The sequence below is a fragment of the Gemmobacter fulvus genome (assembly GCF_018798885.1).
Classification (GTDB): domain Bacteria; phylum Pseudomonadota; class Alphaproteobacteria; order Rhodobacterales; family Rhodobacteraceae; genus Gemmobacter; species Gemmobacter fulvus.
Window position 1 is genome coordinate 1,610,407 of the sequence record NZ_CP076361.1, and the last position, 19,174, is coordinate 1,629,580.

A 19,174-nucleotide genomic window follows, 5' to 3' on the forward strand; every position below is an offset into this window, starting at 1 on the left:
GATACCATGGCTGATCTGATCGCCCCGGCACTGCGCCCGGCCAACCCGCGCTTTTCGTCTGGCCCCTGCGCCAAGATCCCCGGCTTTACCCTCGATCATCTGGCAGACGCCCCTCTGGGTCGCTCGCACCGCGCCGCTGTCGGCAAGGCGAAGCTGAAGCGCGCCATTGATCTGACCCGCGACATTCTCGGTGTGCCCGCCGACTACCGCATCGGCATCGTGCCCGGCTCTGACACCGGGGCCGTGGAAATGGCGCTGTGGTCGCTGCTGGGCGCGCGTCCGGTGGAAATGCTCGCCTGGGAAAGCTTTGGCGAAGGCTGGGTCACCGATGTGGTGAAGCAGCTCAAGCTGGATGCCAAGGTCAAGATCGCGCCTTACGGCGAGATCGTCGATCTGGCCACCGTCGATTTCAATTCGGATGTGGTGTTCACCTGGAACGGCACCACCTCGGGCGTGCGCCTGCCGAATGCCGATGCCATCCCGGCAGACCGCGCGGGCCTGACCATCTGTGATGCGACCAGCGCCGCCTTTGCGATGGATTTGCCCTGGGACAAGCTGGATGTCACCACCTTCTCCTGGCAGAAGGTTCTGGGCGGCGAAGGTGCGCATGGCATGCTGATCCTCAGCCCGCGTGCGGTGGAACGGCTGGAAAGCTATACGCCCGCCTGGCCGCTGCCGAAGATTTTCCGGCTGACCTCCAAGGGCAAGCTGATCGAAGGCATCTTCGTCGGCGAAACCATCAACACCCCGTCGATGCTGGCGGTGGAAGATTACCTCGTGGCGCTGGACTGGGCGCAATCCATCGGCGGGCTGAAGGGCCTTGTCGGCCGGGCTGCGGCCAATGCGCAGGTGGTGTGGGATTTCTGCGCCGCGAACCCGTGGATCGCCAATCTGGCGGTGGATCCGGCAACCGCCTCGACCACCTCTGTCTGCCTGAAATTCACCGATCCGCGCATCACCGATGGTGCGACCTTTGCCAAGAACGTGGCGAAACGGCTGGAGAAAGAGGGCGTGGCACTGGATGTGGGCGCCTATCGGGATGCCCCGGCCGGGCTGCGTATCTGGTGCGGCTCCACGGTGGAAACGGCGGATGTGGCCGCGCTGATGCCCTGGATCGCCCATGAGTTCCATGCGGAAATCGCCACGCTCTGATCGGGACGGCGGGGGATGCCCCCGCCCTGCCACCCCTGTCGGGCGGGTTTGCCCCGCCTCTTGCCCATCATCATAGGAGCCCTGCAATGGCCCCCCGCGTTCTCGTATCCGACGAACTGTCCGAAACCGCCGTCCAGATCTTCCGCGACCGTGGGGTCGAGGTGGATTACCTGCCGAAACTCGGCAAGGACAAAGAAAAACTGGCCGAACTAATCAGCCAATATGACGGCCTTGCCATCCGCTCGGCCACCAAGGTCACCGAAAAGCTGCTGGAAAGCGCGACCAACCTGAAGGTGGTGGGCCGCGCCGGGATCGGTGTCGACAACGTCGATATTCCGGCTGCGTCGAAAAAAGGCGTGATCGTGATGAACACGCCCTTCGGCAATTCGATCACCACTGCCGAACATGCCATTGCGATGATGTTCGCCGTGGCGCGGCAGATCCCCGAGGCGAATGCCTCCACCCATGCCGGCAAATGGGAAAAATCGCGCTTCATGGGGGTTGAGCTGTTCAACAAGACCCTCGGCGTGATCGGCGCGGGCAATATCGGCGGCATCGTCTGCAACCGCGCTGTCGGGCTGCACATGAAGGTCGTGGCCTATGATCCCTTCCTGTCGGACGAGCGCGCCAAACAGCTGGGCGTCACCAAGGTGGAGCTGGACGAGCTGCTGCACCGCGCCGATTTCATCACGTTGCATGTGCCGCTGACCGACAAGACCCGCAACATCCTGTCGAAAGACAATCTGGCCAAGACCAAGAAGGGCGTGCGCATCATCAACTGCGCCCGTGGCGGTCTGGTGGACGAGGTTGCCCTGCTGGAGGCGCTGAACTCCGGTCAGGTGGCCGCAGCCGCGCTGGACGTGTTCGAGGTGGAACCGGCCACCGAAAGCCCGCTGTTCGGCCATGCCAATGTGGTCTGCACCCCGCATCTGGGGGCCTCCACCACCGAGGCGCAGGAAAACGTGGCGCTGCAAGTGGCCGAACAGATGTCGGATTACCTGCTGACCGGCGCTGTGCAAAACGCCCTGAACATGCCGTCGGTCACCGCCGAGGAGGCCGCCGTGATGGGGCCGTGGCTGAAGCTGGCCGCGCATCTGGGGGCCTTCATCGGCCAGATGACGGACGAGCCGATCAAGGCGCTCAACATCCTCTATGATGGCACCGTGGCGGGCATGAACCTTGCCGCGCTGAATTCGGCGGTCATCGCAGGCGTGATGAAGGCGGCGAACCCGGATGTGAACCTTGTGTCGGCCCCGATCGTCGCCAAAGAGCGCGGCATTCAGGTGTCCACCACCCGTCAGGACAAGACCGGCACCTTTGATGCCTATATCAAGGTCACCATGGTCACGGACAAGCGCGAGCGGTCGGTTGCGGGCACCTGTTTCTCGGATGGCAAACCGCGCTTCATCCAGATCAAGGGCATCAACATCGACGCCGAGATCGGCGCGCATATGCTCTATACCACCAATGACGACGTGCCGGGCATCATCGGCCTGTTGGGCATGACCATGGGCAAGAATGGCGTGAACATCGCCAACTTCACCCTTGGCCGGTCGGGTGTGGGGCAGGATGCGATTGCCATCCTGTATCTGGATCAGGCGATTGACCCGAAAGTGCTGGAAACGCTGGAAAGCACCGGCATGTTCCAATCGGTCAAGGCACTGCAATTCGACGTGGCCTGATCCCCTCGCCAATCCAATCCAAAAGGCCCCGCCCCCCAGGGAGCGGGGCCTTCTCGTACCTGCGCCTTGGTGCGGCAGCGCATGGGGCGCATCTTTCTTTCCATCCGCAGGCTGCTATCATCGGGGCTCATCCCATTCACAGGTGCCCCCATGAGACATGCGTTTCTCTGCCTGCCCCTGCTGGCCAGCCTCGCGCTGACCGGCCTCAGCTCGGTCAGCCTTGCCCAAAGTCGTGAGGTGGTAAAGTTCGCGGCGGGCAATGACAATGCCAGCCTGTCGGCCTCTGTCACCGGGCAGGAATACCGCGATTACATCCTCGGGGCGCAGGCCGGGCAGACCATGTCCGTGTCGCTGATCGGGGATGCCTATTTCAACATCCTGCCGCCCGGCAGCACGGGAGAGGCGATCTACAACGGCTCCATCGACGGGGCGGATGCCGTGATCCCGCTGACGGCCAGCGGCGATTATACCGTACGGGTCTATATGATGGGCAATGATGCGGATACCTGCGTAACACAGGCCTTCACCCTGTCTTTCGGCATCATGTAACGCCTTGCAGCGCCCGGTGGCGGCCCCTAACGTGGCCGCCGCAACATCGGGACCACGACAATGACGCTCTACGCCATCGGCGATATTCACGGCCATCTCGACCAGCTCAAGCAGCAGCATGACCGGATCGCGGCAGATCAGGCCCGCCATGGCGCGGCCACGGTGGTGCATATCGGCGATCTGGTGGATCGTGGCCCCGACAGCCGGGGGGTGATCGACTATCTGATGGCCGGGCAGCAGTCCGGGGCGGATTGGGTCGTGCTGAAGGGCAATCACGACCGCATGTTCGCGCTCTATCTGACGGCGCTGGATGCCCATGATGACGGGCTGCGCCGGGATCTGAGCTGGCTGCACCCGCGGCTGGGCGGGGCAGCCACTCTGGCCTCTTACGGCGTGCAGAACCCCGGTGACCGGCCACTGGAGCCGGTGTTTCAGGACGCACTGGCCGCCGTACCGCAGGCCCACCGCGATTGGTTGGCCGCCTTGCCCACCGCCCATCACAGCGGGGATGTGATCTTCGCCCATGCCGGGATTCGCCCCGGTATCCCGCTGGCCGAACAGGTGGAAACCGATCTGGTGTGGATCCGCGAGCCGTTTCTGTCAGATCCGCGCGATCATGGCGCGCTGATCGTGCATGGCCATACCGCCATCGACGCCCCCACCCATTACGGCAATCGCCTGAACCTTGACAGCGGCGCCGCCTATGGTGGTCCGCTCTCTGCCGTGGTGATCGACGAGGACGGCGTGTTCCACCTGACAGACAAGGGCCGCATCCGTCTGTCGCCGCAGGCGGACTGAGGCGCGATCCCCATGACACGACGCCATCTGCCCTATGTGATCACCGCAGCACTGGCGCTGGCTGCCGTGGTCTGGCTGCTGATGATCGGGCGCACGCCGATCTGCACCTGCGGCTTCGTCAAGCTCTGGCATGGCGAGACGATGAGTTCGGAAAGCTCGCAGCACCTGCTGGATTGGTACAGCCCCTCGCATCTGCTGCACGGGTTTCTGCTCTATGGCGCACTGTGGCTGGTGGCGCGGCGGCTTGGGTTCGGCTGGCGGCTGGCCATCGCCACCGCCATCGAGGCGGTGTGGGAGATCGTCGAAAACTCCGATGCGATCATCGAACGTTATCGTGCCGTGACCATTTCGCTCGATTATTTTGGCGACAGCGTGGTCAATTCGGCGGCGGATATCGGTGCGATGATCCTCGGGTTCTGGCTGGCGCGGATGCTGCCGCTCTGGGCCTCGGTTGTGATCGTGATTGGGTTCGAGGTGCTGACCCTCTGGCTGATCCGTGATGGTCTGGCGCTGAATGTGCTGATGCTGGTCTATCCGCTTGACGCCATCAGGCTTTGGCAGGCGGGCGGCTGACCGCCATCGCCCGCATCCTGCCGTGCAGCGCCGCGAGCAGCAAGACCACCGCCGCAATCCCGCCCAGCAGCCAGAAAAATGCCCGGTCGCCCGCCCGGTCCAGCGCCTGCGCCAGCAACAGCGGCGCGGAAATGCCGCCGATCAGCCCGGCCCCGATCACCACGGGCGCCACCCGCGCATCCCGCCCCATGCGCCGCGCCGCCTCGACGAAATAGCCGGGGAACACCATGCTCGCAAAGGCCCCTGCGGGCACGTAAAACAACGCCGGGGCCACCACAGCCCCGCCCAGCAGGCACAGAGCCATGCCCGCCAGCGCCAGCATATAGAGTGAAAACGGCGCAATCAGATGGGCGCAGAAGGTCAGCATCACCCGTGCGGCAAGGAAGGCCACAAAAAACGCCGACAAAAGTCCTGCCGCCGCGGCCTCGGTCTCGCCCAAGCGGAGCAGCGCCGCCGGGCCAAGCCCGATCAGGCAGGCCTCCATGCCCACCCCCACCGCGCCAAAGGCGAGGATCGCCCAATCGGGCCGCACGCCGCCCAGCGCCCCGGCCTCGGGGGCCACCTTGCCATCATCGCTGGCCCCGATCAGAACCAGCGCCGCCAGCCCGGCCACAAGCGCAAAGCTCAGCCCTGGCTGGCTGTGCAGGGCCACAAACACCAGCGGCGCGATGATGGCCCCGATACCGAAGGTGGCGTTCAGCAGGCTGAGCATGGCCGGGCCGCGCGCGCCAAAGGCCGCCAGAAAGCGCGGATTGAACAGCACCGTGGCGCAGCCATAGCCCATGCCGAACACCAGCGCCCCGGCCAGCGTCACCGCCCAGCCCCAACCCACGGCCATCAGCGCCGCACCAAGCGCCATCACCAGCAGCAGGCGGCGTGGTGTGGCCAGATGCCCGGCGGCAAACATCGCGCCCACGCCGATGAAACAGCCCACCCAATGCGCAGAAATCACCCCGCTCGCCTCGGCAAGGCTCAGCCCGTAATCGCGGGCAAAAACCGGCACCGCCGGACCATAGAGCGATTGGCCCGCCCCCATCAGGATAAAGGTCGCCATTCCGGCAAAAAGCAGCCCCAGATGGGCCCCGATCATCCCGCGCATACCCTGTCTCCTGTCGCTGGTCCTCCCTTCGTCTGCGGGCGCGCCACTGTCAATTGCCCGCGCGGCCTTGGCCCTGACCGCCACCGCGCTTGTGACACAGGCACACCGCATGGCAAAAACGGACGTAACGTCACACTCGCGGATCCTGCGGATCGCGGCCACTCTCGCGCCACCCAGAACCGCACCGACCGAAAGGCTGAACCATGAATGAGATCGTCATCCTGTCCGGCGCCCGCACGGCGATTGGCACCTTCGGCGGCAGCCTGTCTGCCATCGCGCCCATCGACCTTGCGACCCATGTTGCAAAGGCCGCGCTGGAACGGGCCGGGGTGGAGGGCGGCCAGATCGGCACCACCGTCTTCGGCCATGTCATCAACACCGAACCCCGCGACATGTATCTGAGCCGGGTGGCCGCGATGCAGGCGGGCGTGCCGGAAACGACCCCGGCGATGAACGTCAACCGGCTCTGCGGCTCCGGCGCGCAGGCCATCGTTTCGGCCACGCAGGCGCTGATGCTGGGCGACGCCGATTTCGCGCTGGCGGGCGGGGCAGAGTGCATGAGCCGCGCGCCCTATATCCTGCAAGCGGCGCGCTGGGGGCAGAAAATGGGTGATACCCGCGCGCTTGACATGATGACAGGCGCGCTCACCTGCCCCTTTGGCACCGGCCATATGGGGGTGACGGCCGAAAATGTCGCGGCGGAACATGGCATCAGCCGCGCCGATCAGGATGCCTTCGCGCTGGAAAGCCAGATCCGCGCCGCCCATGCCATTGCCGAGGGCCGGTTCAAGGATCAGATCGCCCCGTTCGAGATGCAAAGCCGCAAGGGCACCGTCCGGTTTGACACGGACGAACATCCCAAGGCCAGTTCGCCCGAGGCGCTTGCTGCGCTGAAAACCGTGTTCCAGAAGGATGGCACGGTTACGGCGGGCAATGCCTCGGGCATCAATGACGGTGCTGCGGCGCTGGTTCTGGCCCGCGCCGATGCCGCCGCCCGCGCCGGTCTGACACCCCGCGCCCGCATCCTCGGCTATGCTGTGGCGGGGGTACGGCCTCAGGTGATGGGCATTGGCCCGATCCCGGCAGTGGAGGCGCTGCTGGCCCGCACCGGGCTTGCCCTCTCTGATTTCGACGTGATCGAGTCGAACGAAGCCTTCGCGGCACAGGCACTGGCCGTCAATCGTGGCCTCGGCCTTGATCCGGCCAAGGTGAACCCGAATGGCGGGGCCATCGCCCTCGGCCATCCCGTTGGCGCAACCGGGGCCATCGTCACGGTGAAAGCCCTGTATGAGCTGGAGCGGACCGGCGCAAAACGCGCGATCATCACCATGTGCATCGGCGGTGGTCAGGGCATCGCGCTGGCGATCGAGCGGCTGTAATCAGGCCGCAACGCCGGGCTGCGCGTCATCCCCGATCAGTGGCGTGCCCAGCGCATAGCGCAGCTGTTTCGCCGCGTGCAGCGCAGCGCGCAGCTCGGCCCCATTCTCCACCCGGTCAAACGGGCGCGCGGCCTTGTCCTGCCGGATGAAACCGGGTTTGCGGATCTGGTCGGGCAGCTTTGCGCCCGTGCCAAGATCGGCCAGATGCAGGGCAAGCTCCTGCATCAGCGCCGCCTTGCCCACATTCACGTCCTGCTCATAATCCCAGATGCGATAGGGCAGGCCCAGCGCCGTCACATCGGCCAGACGATCTGCGAACCATGCGTCATTGGCCTTTGACCATTCCAGAAACGCATCGGCATCCACCCTCACACGCAGGTCGGTCGTGTCCTGATTGGCCCAGCTTTTATGCGTCTGCGCCTTGCAATAGGAGACATAGACATCCAGCCTGCGCCGCGTCAGGAACGACACCGACACATTCTCGCGTGCCATCAGGGCCGAAAGCTGTTCGGGCGGAAGCTGTCGCGGGAAGACCTTGTAGCTGATCAGCGAGGCCCCCTGCGCATCCGCATAGGATCGCAACAGATTGACCGCCTGCAACGGATCCTGCTTGAAAAACGCGACCAGCCGCTTGTCGCGCGCACCGTCGATATCATGCCCCAAGGCCTCGGCGAAATGGGCCAAAAGCGGTGGTTCCCGCACCCCGAACACCGCAGACGGGTTGAAAATCTCGAACAGCCCAAGCGCGCCTTCGATCTGCCGCACACATTCGCAATAGAAATTTGTCCCATTTCGCGGGCTGGAAATGATGATCATCTCGCGCAAATGGGCCATACGCAGGGGCGGCTTTCTCGGTAAATTGGGTCGCCCAAGAACGTAAAGGCACAACAGGGGCGGGGCAAGGCATCATTGGCCGCCCGCGCTGCGGATCAGTGCAGCAAGACCTGAACCCGCGCCGAACGCCCCAAGGCATCAATCACCGACAATGTCACATAGCCGCCGCCCAGCATCGGCAGCAGCGCCTCGCGGTCGCGCAAGCCAAGCCGCAGCGGCACGCCATCAGCCAGCACGGTGAAGGGGGCCTTGCCGCCACGCAGCCGCAGCAGCAGCGCGCCATCCAGCCGCTCCACCGCCGCGCCATCGGGCGGAAAGGTGACCACCGGCGCATCCGCGGCCACATCGAACGCCGCCGTGCGTGACCGGAAACGCCGCAGCGGCTGGGGCAGTTCGGCATTGGCCACCAGCAGCGTGGCAGGCGGCGCAGGCGGCAGCGGGGTCAGGGTGCGGCTGATCCGGCCTATCGCCTGAAACAGCACCGGGGCGGCCAGATCCCCGCCAAAGGCCCCCGGCACCGGCGTGCCATCTGCCCGCCCCATCCAGACCCCGACCACATACCGACCGTCAAAACCGATGGCCCACGCATCGCGGTGGCCATAGCTGGTGCCGGTCTTGTAAGCGAGGCGGTTTTCCGGTGCGCCTGCCGGGGGCGGCAGCCCGGCAAGGATGTCGGCCACCTGCCACGCCGCCACGGCAGAGATCACCCGCTGCCCTTCGGCCCCCGCCCCGGTATAACGCAGCGGCAGGGCCACGCCACCGCGGGCGATGGCCGCGTAAAGCTGCACCATGTCTTCCAGCGTCACGCCGACGCCGCCCAGACTGATCGCCAGCCCCGGCTCGTCACCCTTGATGACCGGCGTCATCCCCGCCCGCCGCATCGCCGCAATCAGCCGCGCCGGGCCAAGCGCATCGGTCAGCAGCACCACCGGAATGTTCAGCGACAGTTGCAACGCCTCGCGCAGCCGGAGGGTGCCGCGAAACATCTTGTCGAAATTCTGCGGCGCATAGGTGCCAAAAAAATTTACCGGGCGGTCGTCTATCATCGTTTCGGGATGGGCCAGCCCTTCATCGAAGGCCAGACCATAGACCAGCGGTTTCAGGGTGCTGCCGGGCGAGCGCAGCGCGCGGGTCATATCCACGAACCCCTGCCGCTGATCCGCCAGAAACCCGGCAGAGCCGACCGAGGCGAGAACCTCGCCCGACAGGTGATCGGCGGCCAGAATGGCCACCTGCAACTGATCGCCCTTGCCCGCTACCGCCTCTTTCGCCAGCGCCTCCAGCGCCTTCTGCAAACCGGCATCCAGGGTCAGCTGATGCCGCAGCCCGCCGGGACCGGCCTTGCTGATCCGGTCTGCCAGATGCGGTGCCAGCATCGGCACCGGCTTGCGGGCAGTTGGCACCGGCTCGCCGGTGGTCGCCTCGGCCTCTTCGGCGCTGATCACCCCGTCGCGCAGCGCCCGCGCCAGCACCCGTTCGCGCGCCGCCACCGCACGGGCCACCTGCCGGTCGGGGCGGCGGCTTTCGGGCGCTTGCGGAATGGCCACCAGCAGCGCCGCCTCGGCCGGTGTCAGCCGCAACGGCTCTTTGCCGAAATAGGCAAGGCTGGCGGCGCGCACGCCTTCAAGATTGCCACCAAAGGGCGCAAGATGCAGATAAAGTTGCAGGATCTGATCTTTGTCCAGCCGCTGTTCCAGCGCCAGCGCCACCCGCATCTGCCGCAGTTTGCCCGCCACCTTGCCGGTGCCGCTTTCCTCCAGCAACCGCGCCACCTGCATGGTCAGCGTCGATCCGCCCGATACCACCCGCCCATGCCGCACCGCTTGCGCCACCGCCCGCAGCATGGAGCGCCAATCCACCCCCGGATGCCGCCAGAAGCGTTTGTCCTCATAGGCGACCAGCATGTCGATATAATCGGCATCGACCTGATCGGGGGCCACGGCCATGCGCCAGCGCCCGTCCGCCACGGTATAGGCGCGCAGCAGGGTGCCGTTGCGGTCCACCACCTCGACCGAGGTGGGCAGGGTCAACGGCGGCAGTTCGGTTGCCGCCACCCAGTCGCGCCCGCTGTCACAGGCAAAGGCCGCCACCCAAAGGGCAGCGGCCAAAGCCAGAGGCCAACGCGCGCGCATCACTCGGCAATCGTGATCCGGCCGGTCTCCGACCGCGCCCGGTAATCCGGGCGATACATATCCTCGACCGAGGCGGCGGGGTGGCGGAAGGTTCCGGGCGAAATCGCCCGCACCACATAGGCCAGCCGGAACGGCGCATTGTCATAGCGGTCAATCGCGGTCAGGAAGCGGTCCTGCCGGAATTCGCTATGCGCCGCGTCGACCTCCAGCCCCAGCCAGTCCAGCGCCGAAACCGCCCCGCCGCCGATCAGGTTCGGGTTGTCGATCTCGAACCCGGCGGGCAGCGGATCGGCCACCATCAGCCGCGCCTCGCCCTTGCCGAAGGGCGTCACCTCCAGCACTGTCACCAGCCGGGTGCCCACCACCAGATCATCCAGCGAGGCGGGTTCCCCGTCCAGCGTGTAGTAGCTGCGGGTGATCGCATAACCATTGCCGCCAGCGGCCACCGGCTCGGACGGCACGCCATAGGTGGTGACGGTCAAGGCGGTTTTCGCGCCATTGTTCTTCACCACAACCGGGGCGCTGGCATCATTGGCGACCCGGACCAGAGGCCCCGAGGCCGCCGCGCCATTCAGCGTCACATCCGCCCCGCCGCCATCAATCAGCGCGTTGGAGGCCAGCAAGGTCCACACGCTTTCCTGCGTGGACAGCGCCCCCGCCGTGGCGATGCGGTTGGTCAGCGCCTCGCGGTCCACCGCCTCGGAGCCGGATTCCACCGCCAGCGTCAGCACCGCCGCCGCATCGCGGAACGCCGTGCCATAATCGGCACGGAACAGTTGCGCCGTATCGGCCTGTGCCGCATCCAGCCGCGCCTGCGCCTTGCGGAACATCGCATCCGCGCGCGACGGATCGCCGTAAGAGGCCAGCGCCGCGCCCAGTTGTGCCTGCGCCAAGGGCGTGCTGAACGCATCGCCCTTCACGTCGGCATAATATCGCAGATCGCCCACCGCCGCAGCCCCTTCACGCGCCAGCACCAGCAGCGCATAGGCCAGCGCCTCGCCCCCAGCATCGAAATCGGTCTGGTAATTCACCTGATTTCTGAGGTTGTCCAAGGCATTGCGGAACGCCTGATCCGGCACCGCATATCCTTGCGCCCGCGCCCGGCTGAGGAAATCGGTGACATAGGCATCAAGCCACATATCGCCGGTGGCCGGTTGCCACAGGCCAAACGCGCCTTCGGCGCTTTGGTTCTGCAGCACTTCGGTCACCGCCTGTTCGATGCGCAGGCTGATATTGTCAGCGCCTTTCAACTGCATCGCCTGCGCCACCTGATCGAAGTAGATCAGCGGCAGCGCGCGGGAGGTGATCTGTTCGGTGCAGCCATAGGGATAGCGGTCCAGCGCCTGCAACAGCCCCGGCGCATTCAGCCGGGCAATCGGCCCGATCGCCATGCTTGCCGATCCGGTGCCGGGGATCAGCCCGGCAAAGACATTGGCATCAAAGGTGAACTCCTGCCCCGGCTCCAGATCAAAGCGGCTGATCCGGGCAATCTCCGGGTCGTTCGACTGCACCGGCAGCATCAACGTCTTGACCAGTTCCTTGCCGTCCGGCGTGGTCAGGCGCACGCTGATCTGGTGCAGGCCCGCCGCATCCGCCGTCACCGGCACGGCAATCACCGCCTTGGCCTTTTCGCCCAGATCAACCTCGGTCGGGGCGGTGCCCAGCGTCACACCCTGCCCCGTCACCGCCAGCGCCATCTTGCCCGCAGGCCCGGTGGCATGAACGATTTCCAGCAGCACCCGGCTTTCATCCCCCGGTGCCATGAAGCGCGGCAAGGAGGCTGTGACCACCACCGGATCACGCACCAGAACCTCGGCCTCGGCCTGCCCGACACCCTTGCCGGACCACGCCACCGCCATCAGCTTGACCGTGCCATTGAAGGCCGGCAGATCAAAGCTGGCCCGAGCGTAGCCATCGGCCCCAACCGCAACCGGGCCGGTGAAATAGGCCACCAGCTCTTCGGTGGGCGGTGGCGCTTGCAGGCGCGCCTGCGCGCCCGCATCCCCGCCCGAGCGCACCTGACCTTCGGCCCCATTCAGCCCGTCGATCAACCGCCCATAGACATCGCGGATCCCGACGCCCAGCTTGCGCTGGCCGAAATAATGGCCCGCAGGATCCGGTGACTTGAAGCCGGTCAGGTTCAGGATGCCCAGATCCACCGCCGCCAGCGTGACGAAGGCCGCATCGCCTTCGGCCACGCCATCCACCTTCACCGCAACCTCCACCGGCCCGCGCGGCGCAGCCTCTGCCGGGGCTTCAACCGAGACGGCGAGCCTGGCGGCCCCCGGATCAATCGCGGCATGGGTCAGCCCCAGCGCCCGCGCCGGATTGCGCCCCGCCGCCACATCCATCGGCCGCAGCACCGAGGCGGTGACGTAAACACCCGCGCCCCAGTCATCCGTCACCGGCAGATCAATCAGGTTTTCACCCTCGGTCACGTCGACCGCCTGCATCGACACCAGACGGTTCGACATCACCATCACAAGCGCCGTGCCGGGCGCACGCGGCACCAGCCGCAGTTTCGCGGTCTCGCCCGGTTTGTAGGCAGGTTTGTCCAGCGAAAGCTCCAGCGTATCCGGGCTTTCCGAGGCATCGGCGGGGGCATACCAGCCCGCATAGAAACTGGTGGAGGTTTCGGCAGGGGTGCCATCCACCCGGCTCACAGCCAGTTCATATTCGCCCCATTGCACCGGGGCCGAAATCGCCACCGGCTCCGCGCCCAGATCGGCCTTGCCCTCGGCAATGCGGGTGCGGGTGGTGACGGGTTCCCAGTTCCAGTTGCCCGAATACTGATACCACTGATAGGTGGTTTCCACCCGCGTCAGCTCCCACGCCACCTGCATCGGGGTCGGGGCCTCATCGGCACCAATACCGATCAGCTGAAACCGTGCCTCGGCCCCTTCGGACACAACGCCGTCGAACATCGGCTTTACGCCGATCATCGGCGCAGAGGGCGTCAGGATCTTGTCCACCCGCCGTTCCACCGGGCGGCCCGAGCCTTCGGCGATGCGCAGCGTCACCCGCGCCTCCAGCGGGCGACCGGGGTCTTCCACCTCGGGCAGCGGCGCGCTGACCACGGCCTTGCCTGCCGCATCGGTGCGGGTGCCGCCCATGATGCTTTCCATCCGCGCATCGAAGGGCAAATCATGGCGGCCAAACACATAGCCGGGGAACTTGGGCAGGCCTTGGGCAGCGCGCAACAGCACCTCGCCTTCAATTGCCAGATCGGCCCCCGGCGCGCCGAACAGATAGCGCGCCTCGACCGCAATCTGCGGCACATCACCCAGCTTCACCGACCCGTCCAGCGCCAGCGTGTAATCAATGCGTTCCGGCAGGAAATCCTCGACCAGGAAGGTTTGCGAGGTCAGCGGCTCCGCCTCCACATCCGCCAGAACCTCCAGCCGCCACACACCGCGCGGGGCCGACCCGGCAATCGGCAGGGCAAACACATGGCCGCCCTTGCCGCCATCCGCCGCCTGCAGGCGGCTGTATTCCACGCCGTCCGGGCGTTTCAGGATCGCGGTCAGCGGCAGGCCTTCGATTGCCCCCGCCTGCGCATCCCGGGCCAGTGCCGTGGCATAGACGGTTTCCCCGGCGCGGTAGGCCCCCCGGTCGGTGGTCAGAAACACATCCAGCGGCGGCGCAGGTTCGCGGCCTTCCACGCCACGGTCCGACAGATCGAATTCCGGGTCGGTCAGCGACAGGAAGGCGATGTCGCCTTCACCTTCGCGCACCACCACCATGGCCGGGGCCGCCCCGCCGGTGCCACGCGCCAGTCCGGCATCAAAGCGGGCATAGCCCTGATCATCGGTCTGCGCCGTGCCCAGCACCGCATTGGCCCGGCTCAGCAATTCCACCGTCACACCGGCCTTGGCCTCTGCCGAGGCAAGGCTGCGCACGATCACATGCAGCCCGTCGGTGCCAGAGAGCGTGGTCAGGCCCAGATCGGAGATCACGAACCACTGCCAGGCCGCAGGCACCACATAGGGGTCCACCCCCGGCACCGAGGCTTTCAGCGCATAAATCCCGGCAGGCAGGCCCTTGATCGCCTCGGCCAGCGGCAGACGGGTGGTCACGTCGCGGTTGACCTCCATCGCCACGCTGCCCGCGCCGGTCCACAATTCTTCGCCGACATCGCCGGTAAAGCCGGATTCCTGATATTCCATCATCGGCCAGCCAAAATAGCTGTTCTGCACAGACCGCAACAGGTTGCGGTCAGATACGCGGAACAACACCAGATCCAGCTTTTCGGTATTTACCGTTTCAACCGGCAGCGCCGCCTGATCTGATTTCGGCAGCACATAGGCCCGCCCGGGGAAGCGCACTCCGGGCTGGCGGTCGCGCACATAGGACGTCAGCGTGACCGATTTCACCAGCACCTGCCCATCCGCCGAAGGCAGCCCCTCGCGGAAGGTCAGCTGATAGCGTTTGCCATGCTGCACCCCTTCGACACAAAGCTGCCGCCAGCCTCCCGGCGCGACCGACAGACCCGGTTCCGGCAATTGCACGAAGGGGGTGTAATCCAGCCCCGCCTCCACCAGATTTTCTGACAGATTCACACAGATGCGCGGGCGGGCATTGTCGGATTGCACATCGGTTTCCAGCACGCGGAAGCCGTATTTTCCGGCGGCATCGTCCAGCAGGGCGGCGGTTTCATCGCGCGGTTGCAGATCCTGCGCCAGACGCAGTGCCTTGACCATGTCATTGCCACGGCCCGTCTGTTCCAATGCAAAGGCCATCTGCACCAAGGCATTGTGGCGCAGCGCCTTGTTCGCGCCGCGCAGATAGGCGTTGGTCGCCGCCCGCAGCGCACGGGCGCGCAGATCGCTCTGATCGCCCTGCTGTGCCTCGGCCGCCGCCAGCATCAGCCGGGCGTATTCGGTCCAGGCATCCGCCGAATCTTCCACATTGACCGCCGCCCCGGCAAAGTTGCTGGCCGACAGCAGATCGCCCTGCGCCTCCATATCGCGGGCGGATTGCAGATGTTCGGCCTCGCTCCATTGGCCGGAAGTGTGCTGATTGGCCAGATCCCTGGCCTGTGCCAGCGCCATGGCAAAATCATCGTCGGACAGGAAAGCAAGCTCGGCCTTGCGCTCGGGTGCTGCGGCCAGAACGTTGGCATCCGTGATCACCAGCCGCCCGGAAAACGCGCCCTGATAAAACGCCTCTGCGCCCGGATCGGCCTTGGGAAAACACGAGCCGTTGCGTGTGTTGAAGGTGAAATGCGTGCAATTCTGATCCGCCATGCAGGCGCGTTCGCAGGCGTCGATTGTGGTATCCAGCTGGGTCGACAGATCCCCGCCCGGCAGATCGGCATCCTGGCTCAGCACAAACCGCTTGGCCGGAATCACCTCTTCGGCCCAGGCCATTCCGGTCAGTGCGGGCGCACAGACCAAAAGCCCAACAAAAAACGCCCGGCTGAATGCACGCATCGAAAAATCTCCTCAAAGAGTTGCGCGGATGCTGCCACGCCCGCCCTGTTCACGCAATGACAAGCACGCCGCCGTTCCTGATTTGATCGCGTTAAGTTTTGTTTCACGATGTTGCGCCAGCTTGACCAAAACGCCGAATCCACAGGGGGCTCGGGCAGATCGGGTAACGGATGGACCTCGCAGATCGTCTGGCAAAGGAACGGCGGGCACGGCTCGCGGCAGAGCGGCTGCTGGAACACAAAAGCCGCGAATTGTTCGTGGCTAATGAAAAGCTGGCGCTGCACGCCCGCGCGCTGTCGGATCAGATTGTCGAACAGCGTCAGGTGGTGAAATCCGCCCTGTCAGAGGCCGAGGCGTTGAAGGGGCAGAACTCTCGCTTTCTGACGGATCTGGAACGCGCGCATACCGCCGCCGTGATGGCGGAACGGCGGCTGTGGGATTCGATCAACACGATTCGCGATGGATTCGCGGTGTTTGATGCAGGCAACCGGCTGGTCGCGGCCAATCGCGCCTATCTTGCCGCCTTTGACACCGATGCCATCGCCCCCGGCATCGGCTATGATGCGATCCTGCGTCTGGCCGCAGAAACCGGCCTTGTCGATATTGGCAACCAAAGCCCGGATGCCTGGTGCGCGGCCATGCTGGCCCGGTGGGACAGCGACCAGATCGAACCGATTGTGCTGCAATTTTCCAACGGCACCTGGGTGCGGCTGGTCGATCATCGGGCGCGCGATGGCGATATGGTCAGCCTCGCGCTCAACATCACCGATCAGATGCGGATCTGGGCGGCGATCGAGGCGATCCCCGATGGCTTCGTGCTGTTTGATCGGGAAGACCGGCTGATGACCTGCAATCAGCGCTACCGCGATCTTTATCCCGAAAGCAGCGCGGCGATGACCCCCGGTGCCAGCTTCGAATCCATCCTGCGCTATGGCCTTGCCCATGGCCAATATGCTGATGCGCTGGACCGCGAAGAGGCCTGGCTGGAGGACCGGCTGCGCCTGCGCGAAACGAAAAGTGTCGATTTTGAACAGGAACTTGCGGGCGGCCACTGGCTCCGGGTGATTGACCAGGAAACGCCGGATGGCGGGCGGGTCGGCCTGCGGGTGGACATCACGCAGGCCCGCGAACAACAGGCCGCGCTGGAGGCCGCGCGCGCTGCAGCCGAGGCTGCCGTGCGGGCGAAATCGGCGTTTCTGGCCAATATGAGCCATGAAATCCGCACGCCGATGAACGGGGTCGTCGGTATGGCCGAGTTGCTGTGCGACAGCCCGCTGTCCGAAGAGCAACGGCTGTTTGCCGAAACCATCCGCTCCTCCGGCGAGGCCTTGCTGGTGATCATCAATGACATCCTCGATTATTCCAAGATCGAAGCGGAACGCCTGACGCTGCACCCGGAACCCTTTGATCTGGAACGGGTGATCCACGAAGTGACGATGCTGCTGCAACCCCGTGCGCGCGCCCGCGGCGTCGATCTGATCATTGATTTCGACATGTTCCTGCCAACCCGCTATGTCGGCGATCCCGGTCGTTTGCGGCAGGTGCTGACCAATCTGATCGGCAATGCGGTGAAATTCACCGATGTGGGCCATGTTCTGGTGCGTGTGGTCGGGATCGAGGCCGGCCCCGGCGCGCAGCAGTTGCATATCACCGTCGAAGATACCGGCATCGGCATTGCACCCGAAAATCTCGATCACATTTTCGGCGAGTTCAATCAGGTCGATACCGCCACCAACCGCAAGTTCGAAGGCACAGGTCTGGGCCTTGCCATCTCGCGGCGGCTGATCGAACGGATGGGCGGGGCGGTCTGGGTCGACAGCGAGCTGGGGCGCGGCTCGTGTTTCGGGTTCCGCCTGTCGCTGCCGGTGGCCGAGGATGATGGCGACCACCCGGCGACCGTGACGCTGAACCGTGCGCTTGTGGTGGATGACCAGTTCATCAACCGCACCATTCTGGAACGACAACTGGCCACCTGCGGCATGCGTTCGGTGCTGTGCCGCTCCGGGGCCGAGGCCTTGGCCGTGCTGGCACAGGACCGGGACTTTGATGTGATCCTGACCGATCACGACATGCCCGATATGGATGGCCTGTCCTTTGCCAGCCATCTGGCGGAGGCGGGCAATGTGACACCGATCCTGCTGCTGTCCTCCTCCCCGGCCACCGCGCGCGAGGCCCCGGGGGCCGAACATCTGGCAGGGTTCCTGCAAAAGCCGCTGCTGCGCGCCGATCTTTATAGGCGCCTGCAGGATCTGTCGCCGCCGCCGCAGCCCCCCGTGGTGGCCCTGCCGCCCGCCGCGCCCGACCAGCCGCGCCGGGCGTTGCGGGTTCTGGCGGCCGAGGACAACCGCACCAATCAACTGGTGTTTCGCAAGATGGTGAAGGATCTGGATCTGGAGCTGACCTTTGCCAGCAACGGGCGCGAGGCGGTCACGCTGTTCCGCAGCCTGCGCCCCGATCTGATCTTCATGGATATCTCGATGCCGGAAATGGATGGGCGCGACGCCGCGCGCGCCATCCGCCAGTTGGAAACCGACGGCGATCATGTGCCCATCGTTGCCCTGACCGCCCACGCGCTTGAGGGGGATGCGGAGTCCATCCTTGCCGCCGGGATCGACCGTTATCTGACCAAACCCCTACGCAAATCCGTCATCTGCGAGGCGCTGTCGGAATTCACCCCCGCCGATGTACGCCCAGTGCAGCGGGGCGAGGCGGCGTTGCCACAAAGCGGAGCGGCCTGATGCACGCCGCGTCAGCTCTGGCGCAGAAATACCGGGCGTTCGGGCGCGGAGGAGGCGGGGCAATAGCGATAGCCCCCGGCCGTGAAATCGCGCAGCGTGTCGGGATCGGTCAGCCGCTGCTCCAGGATGAAGCGCGCCATCGCCCCCCGCGCCTTCTTGGCCCAGAAGCTCACCACTTTCTGCGCGCCTGCACGGTCCTCCAGAAACACCGGCGTGATCACCCGCAGGCGCAACGCGCCCGTATCCACCGCCGAGAAATATTCGACCGAAGCGCAGTTCACCAGAACCGCGCTGCCCTGCTCGGCCGCAAGATCGTTCAGCGCCGAGGCAAGGCGCGCGCCCCACCAGTGATAGAGCGTGGCCCCCCGATCCGTCGCCAGTCGCGAGCCCATTTCCAGCCGATAGGGTTCGATACAGTCGGTTGGGCGCAGCAGCCCATAAAGCCCCGAGAGGATGCGCAAATGTCCCTCAGCCCAGCGCCAGGCGTCGGGGTCAAGGGTCTTGGCCTCCAGCCCGGCATAGGTATCGCCCGCAAACAGCAGCGCCGCCGGCGCCTTGGGCTGCGTGCCAAAGGCGCTGAACCGCCCGGCATTCAGCTCGGCCAAAGCAGGCGAGATGTCCATCAGCTTGCGCAGGGCGTCTGGCGACAGCCCGCGCGCCACCGCGGCCAAGGCCCGCGCCTCCTCCTGAAAGGCCGGGTCTTGCGCCGTCATGCCCGCAGGCAACAGACCCGGTGCAGGCTCAAGCCGCTTGGCGGGCGAGATGACGGTCAGCATGGGTATTCCTTCACGGCCATGGGGATCGGG

The 19,174-nt window shown here is 65.5% G+C and carries 12 protein-coding genes; 7 read left to right on the plus strand and 5 right to left on the minus strand.

Features of this window, described 5'->3' with window-relative positions:
• Window positions 1-6 precede the first annotated feature (6 nt).
• The 5 genes from KM031_RS07955 (at window position 7) to KM031_RS07975 (ending at window position 4,754) form a co-directional block, all read left to right on the plus strand.
• Window positions 7-1,152: a phosphoserine transaminase gene (locus KM031_RS07955; protein ID WP_215506394.1), complete on the plus strand. Its 1,146-nt coding sequence runs from the start codon at window positions 7-9 to the stop codon at window positions 1,150-1,152.
• An 86-nt stretch (window positions 1,153-1,238) separates the two neighbouring features.
• On the plus strand, window positions 1,239-2,834 hold the full coding sequence (serA, locus tag KM031_RS07960; RefSeq protein ID WP_215506393.1) for a phosphoglycerate dehydrogenase: 1,596 nt from the start codon (window positions 1,239-1,241) through the stop codon (window positions 2,832-2,834).
• Window positions 2,835-2,984: 150 nt separating this feature from the next.
• Window positions 2,985-3,383: a hypothetical protein gene (locus tag KM031_RS07965; protein WP_215506392.1), complete on the plus strand. Its 399-nt coding sequence runs from the start codon at window positions 2,985-2,987 to the stop codon at window positions 3,381-3,383.
• Window positions 3,384-3,443: 60 nt separating this feature from the next.
• Window positions 3,444-4,181: a metallophosphoesterase family protein gene (locus tag KM031_RS07970; RefSeq protein ID WP_215506391.1), complete on the plus strand. Its 738-nt coding sequence runs from the start codon at window positions 3,444-3,446 to the stop codon at window positions 4,179-4,181.
• 12 nt (window positions 4,182-4,193) lie between these two features.
• Window positions 4,194-4,754: a DUF2585 domain-containing protein gene (locus tag KM031_RS07975; protein WP_215506390.1), complete on the plus strand. Its 561-nt coding sequence runs from the start codon at window positions 4,194-4,196 to the stop codon at window positions 4,752-4,754.
• Here the strand turns inward: KM031_RS07975 and KM031_RS07980 are convergent.
• Window positions 4,729-5,853 (minus strand): MFS transporter, encoded by a 1,125-nt coding sequence (locus KM031_RS07980; protein WP_215506389.1) that lies wholly within the window; start codon window positions 5,851-5,853, stop codon window positions 4,729-4,731. The genes KM031_RS07975 and KM031_RS07980 overlap by 26 nt on opposite strands.
• A 203-nt stretch (window positions 5,854-6,056) precedes the next feature.
• Between KM031_RS07980 and KM031_RS07985 the strand changes: the two genes are divergently transcribed.
• On the plus strand, window positions 6,057-7,232 hold the full coding sequence (locus KM031_RS07985; RefSeq protein ID WP_215506388.1) for an acetyl-CoA C-acyltransferase family protein: 1,176 nt from the start codon (window positions 6,057-6,059) through the stop codon (window positions 7,230-7,232).
• Here KM031_RS07985 and KM031_RS07990 read toward each other — a convergent pair whose 3' ends face one another.
• The 3 genes from KM031_RS07990 to KM031_RS08000 form a co-directional block, all read right to left on the minus strand.
• A complete protein-coding gene (locus KM031_RS07990) occupies window positions 7,233-8,066 on the minus strand; it encodes a hypothetical protein (protein ID WP_215506387.1) in 834 nt (277 codons plus the stop codon).
• A 95-nt stretch (window positions 8,067-8,161) separates the two neighbouring features.
• Window positions 8,162-10,201, minus strand: a complete 2,040-nt coding sequence (gene pbpC, locus KM031_RS07995) for a penicillin-binding protein 1C (RefSeq protein ID WP_215506386.1) — start codon at window positions 10,199-10,201, stop codon at window positions 8,162-8,164.
• Complete coding sequence (locus KM031_RS08000; RefSeq protein WP_215506385.1) at window positions 10,198-15,630, minus strand: alpha-2-macroglobulin family protein; 5,433 nt, start codon at window positions 15,628-15,630, stop codon at window positions 10,198-10,200. The genes pbpC and KM031_RS08000 overlap by 4 nt, the downstream gene beginning before the upstream one ends.
• Before the next feature lie 170 nt (window positions 15,631-15,800).
• On the opposite strand from KM031_RS08000, the gene KM031_RS08005 reads away from it, so the two are divergent.
• Window positions 15,801-18,368: a hybrid sensor histidine kinase/response regulator gene (locus KM031_RS08005; protein ID WP_215506384.1), complete on the plus strand. Its 2,568-nt coding sequence runs from the start codon at window positions 15,801-15,803 to the stop codon at window positions 18,366-18,368.
• Window positions 18,369-18,379: 11 nt separating this feature from the next.
• Here the strand turns inward: KM031_RS08005 and yaaA are convergent, their stop codons facing one another.
• A complete protein-coding gene (gene yaaA, locus KM031_RS08010) occupies window positions 18,380-19,144 on the minus strand; it encodes a peroxide stress protein YaaA (protein WP_215506383.1) in 765 nt (254 codons plus the stop codon).
• Window positions 19,145-19,174 lie beyond the last annotated feature (30 nt).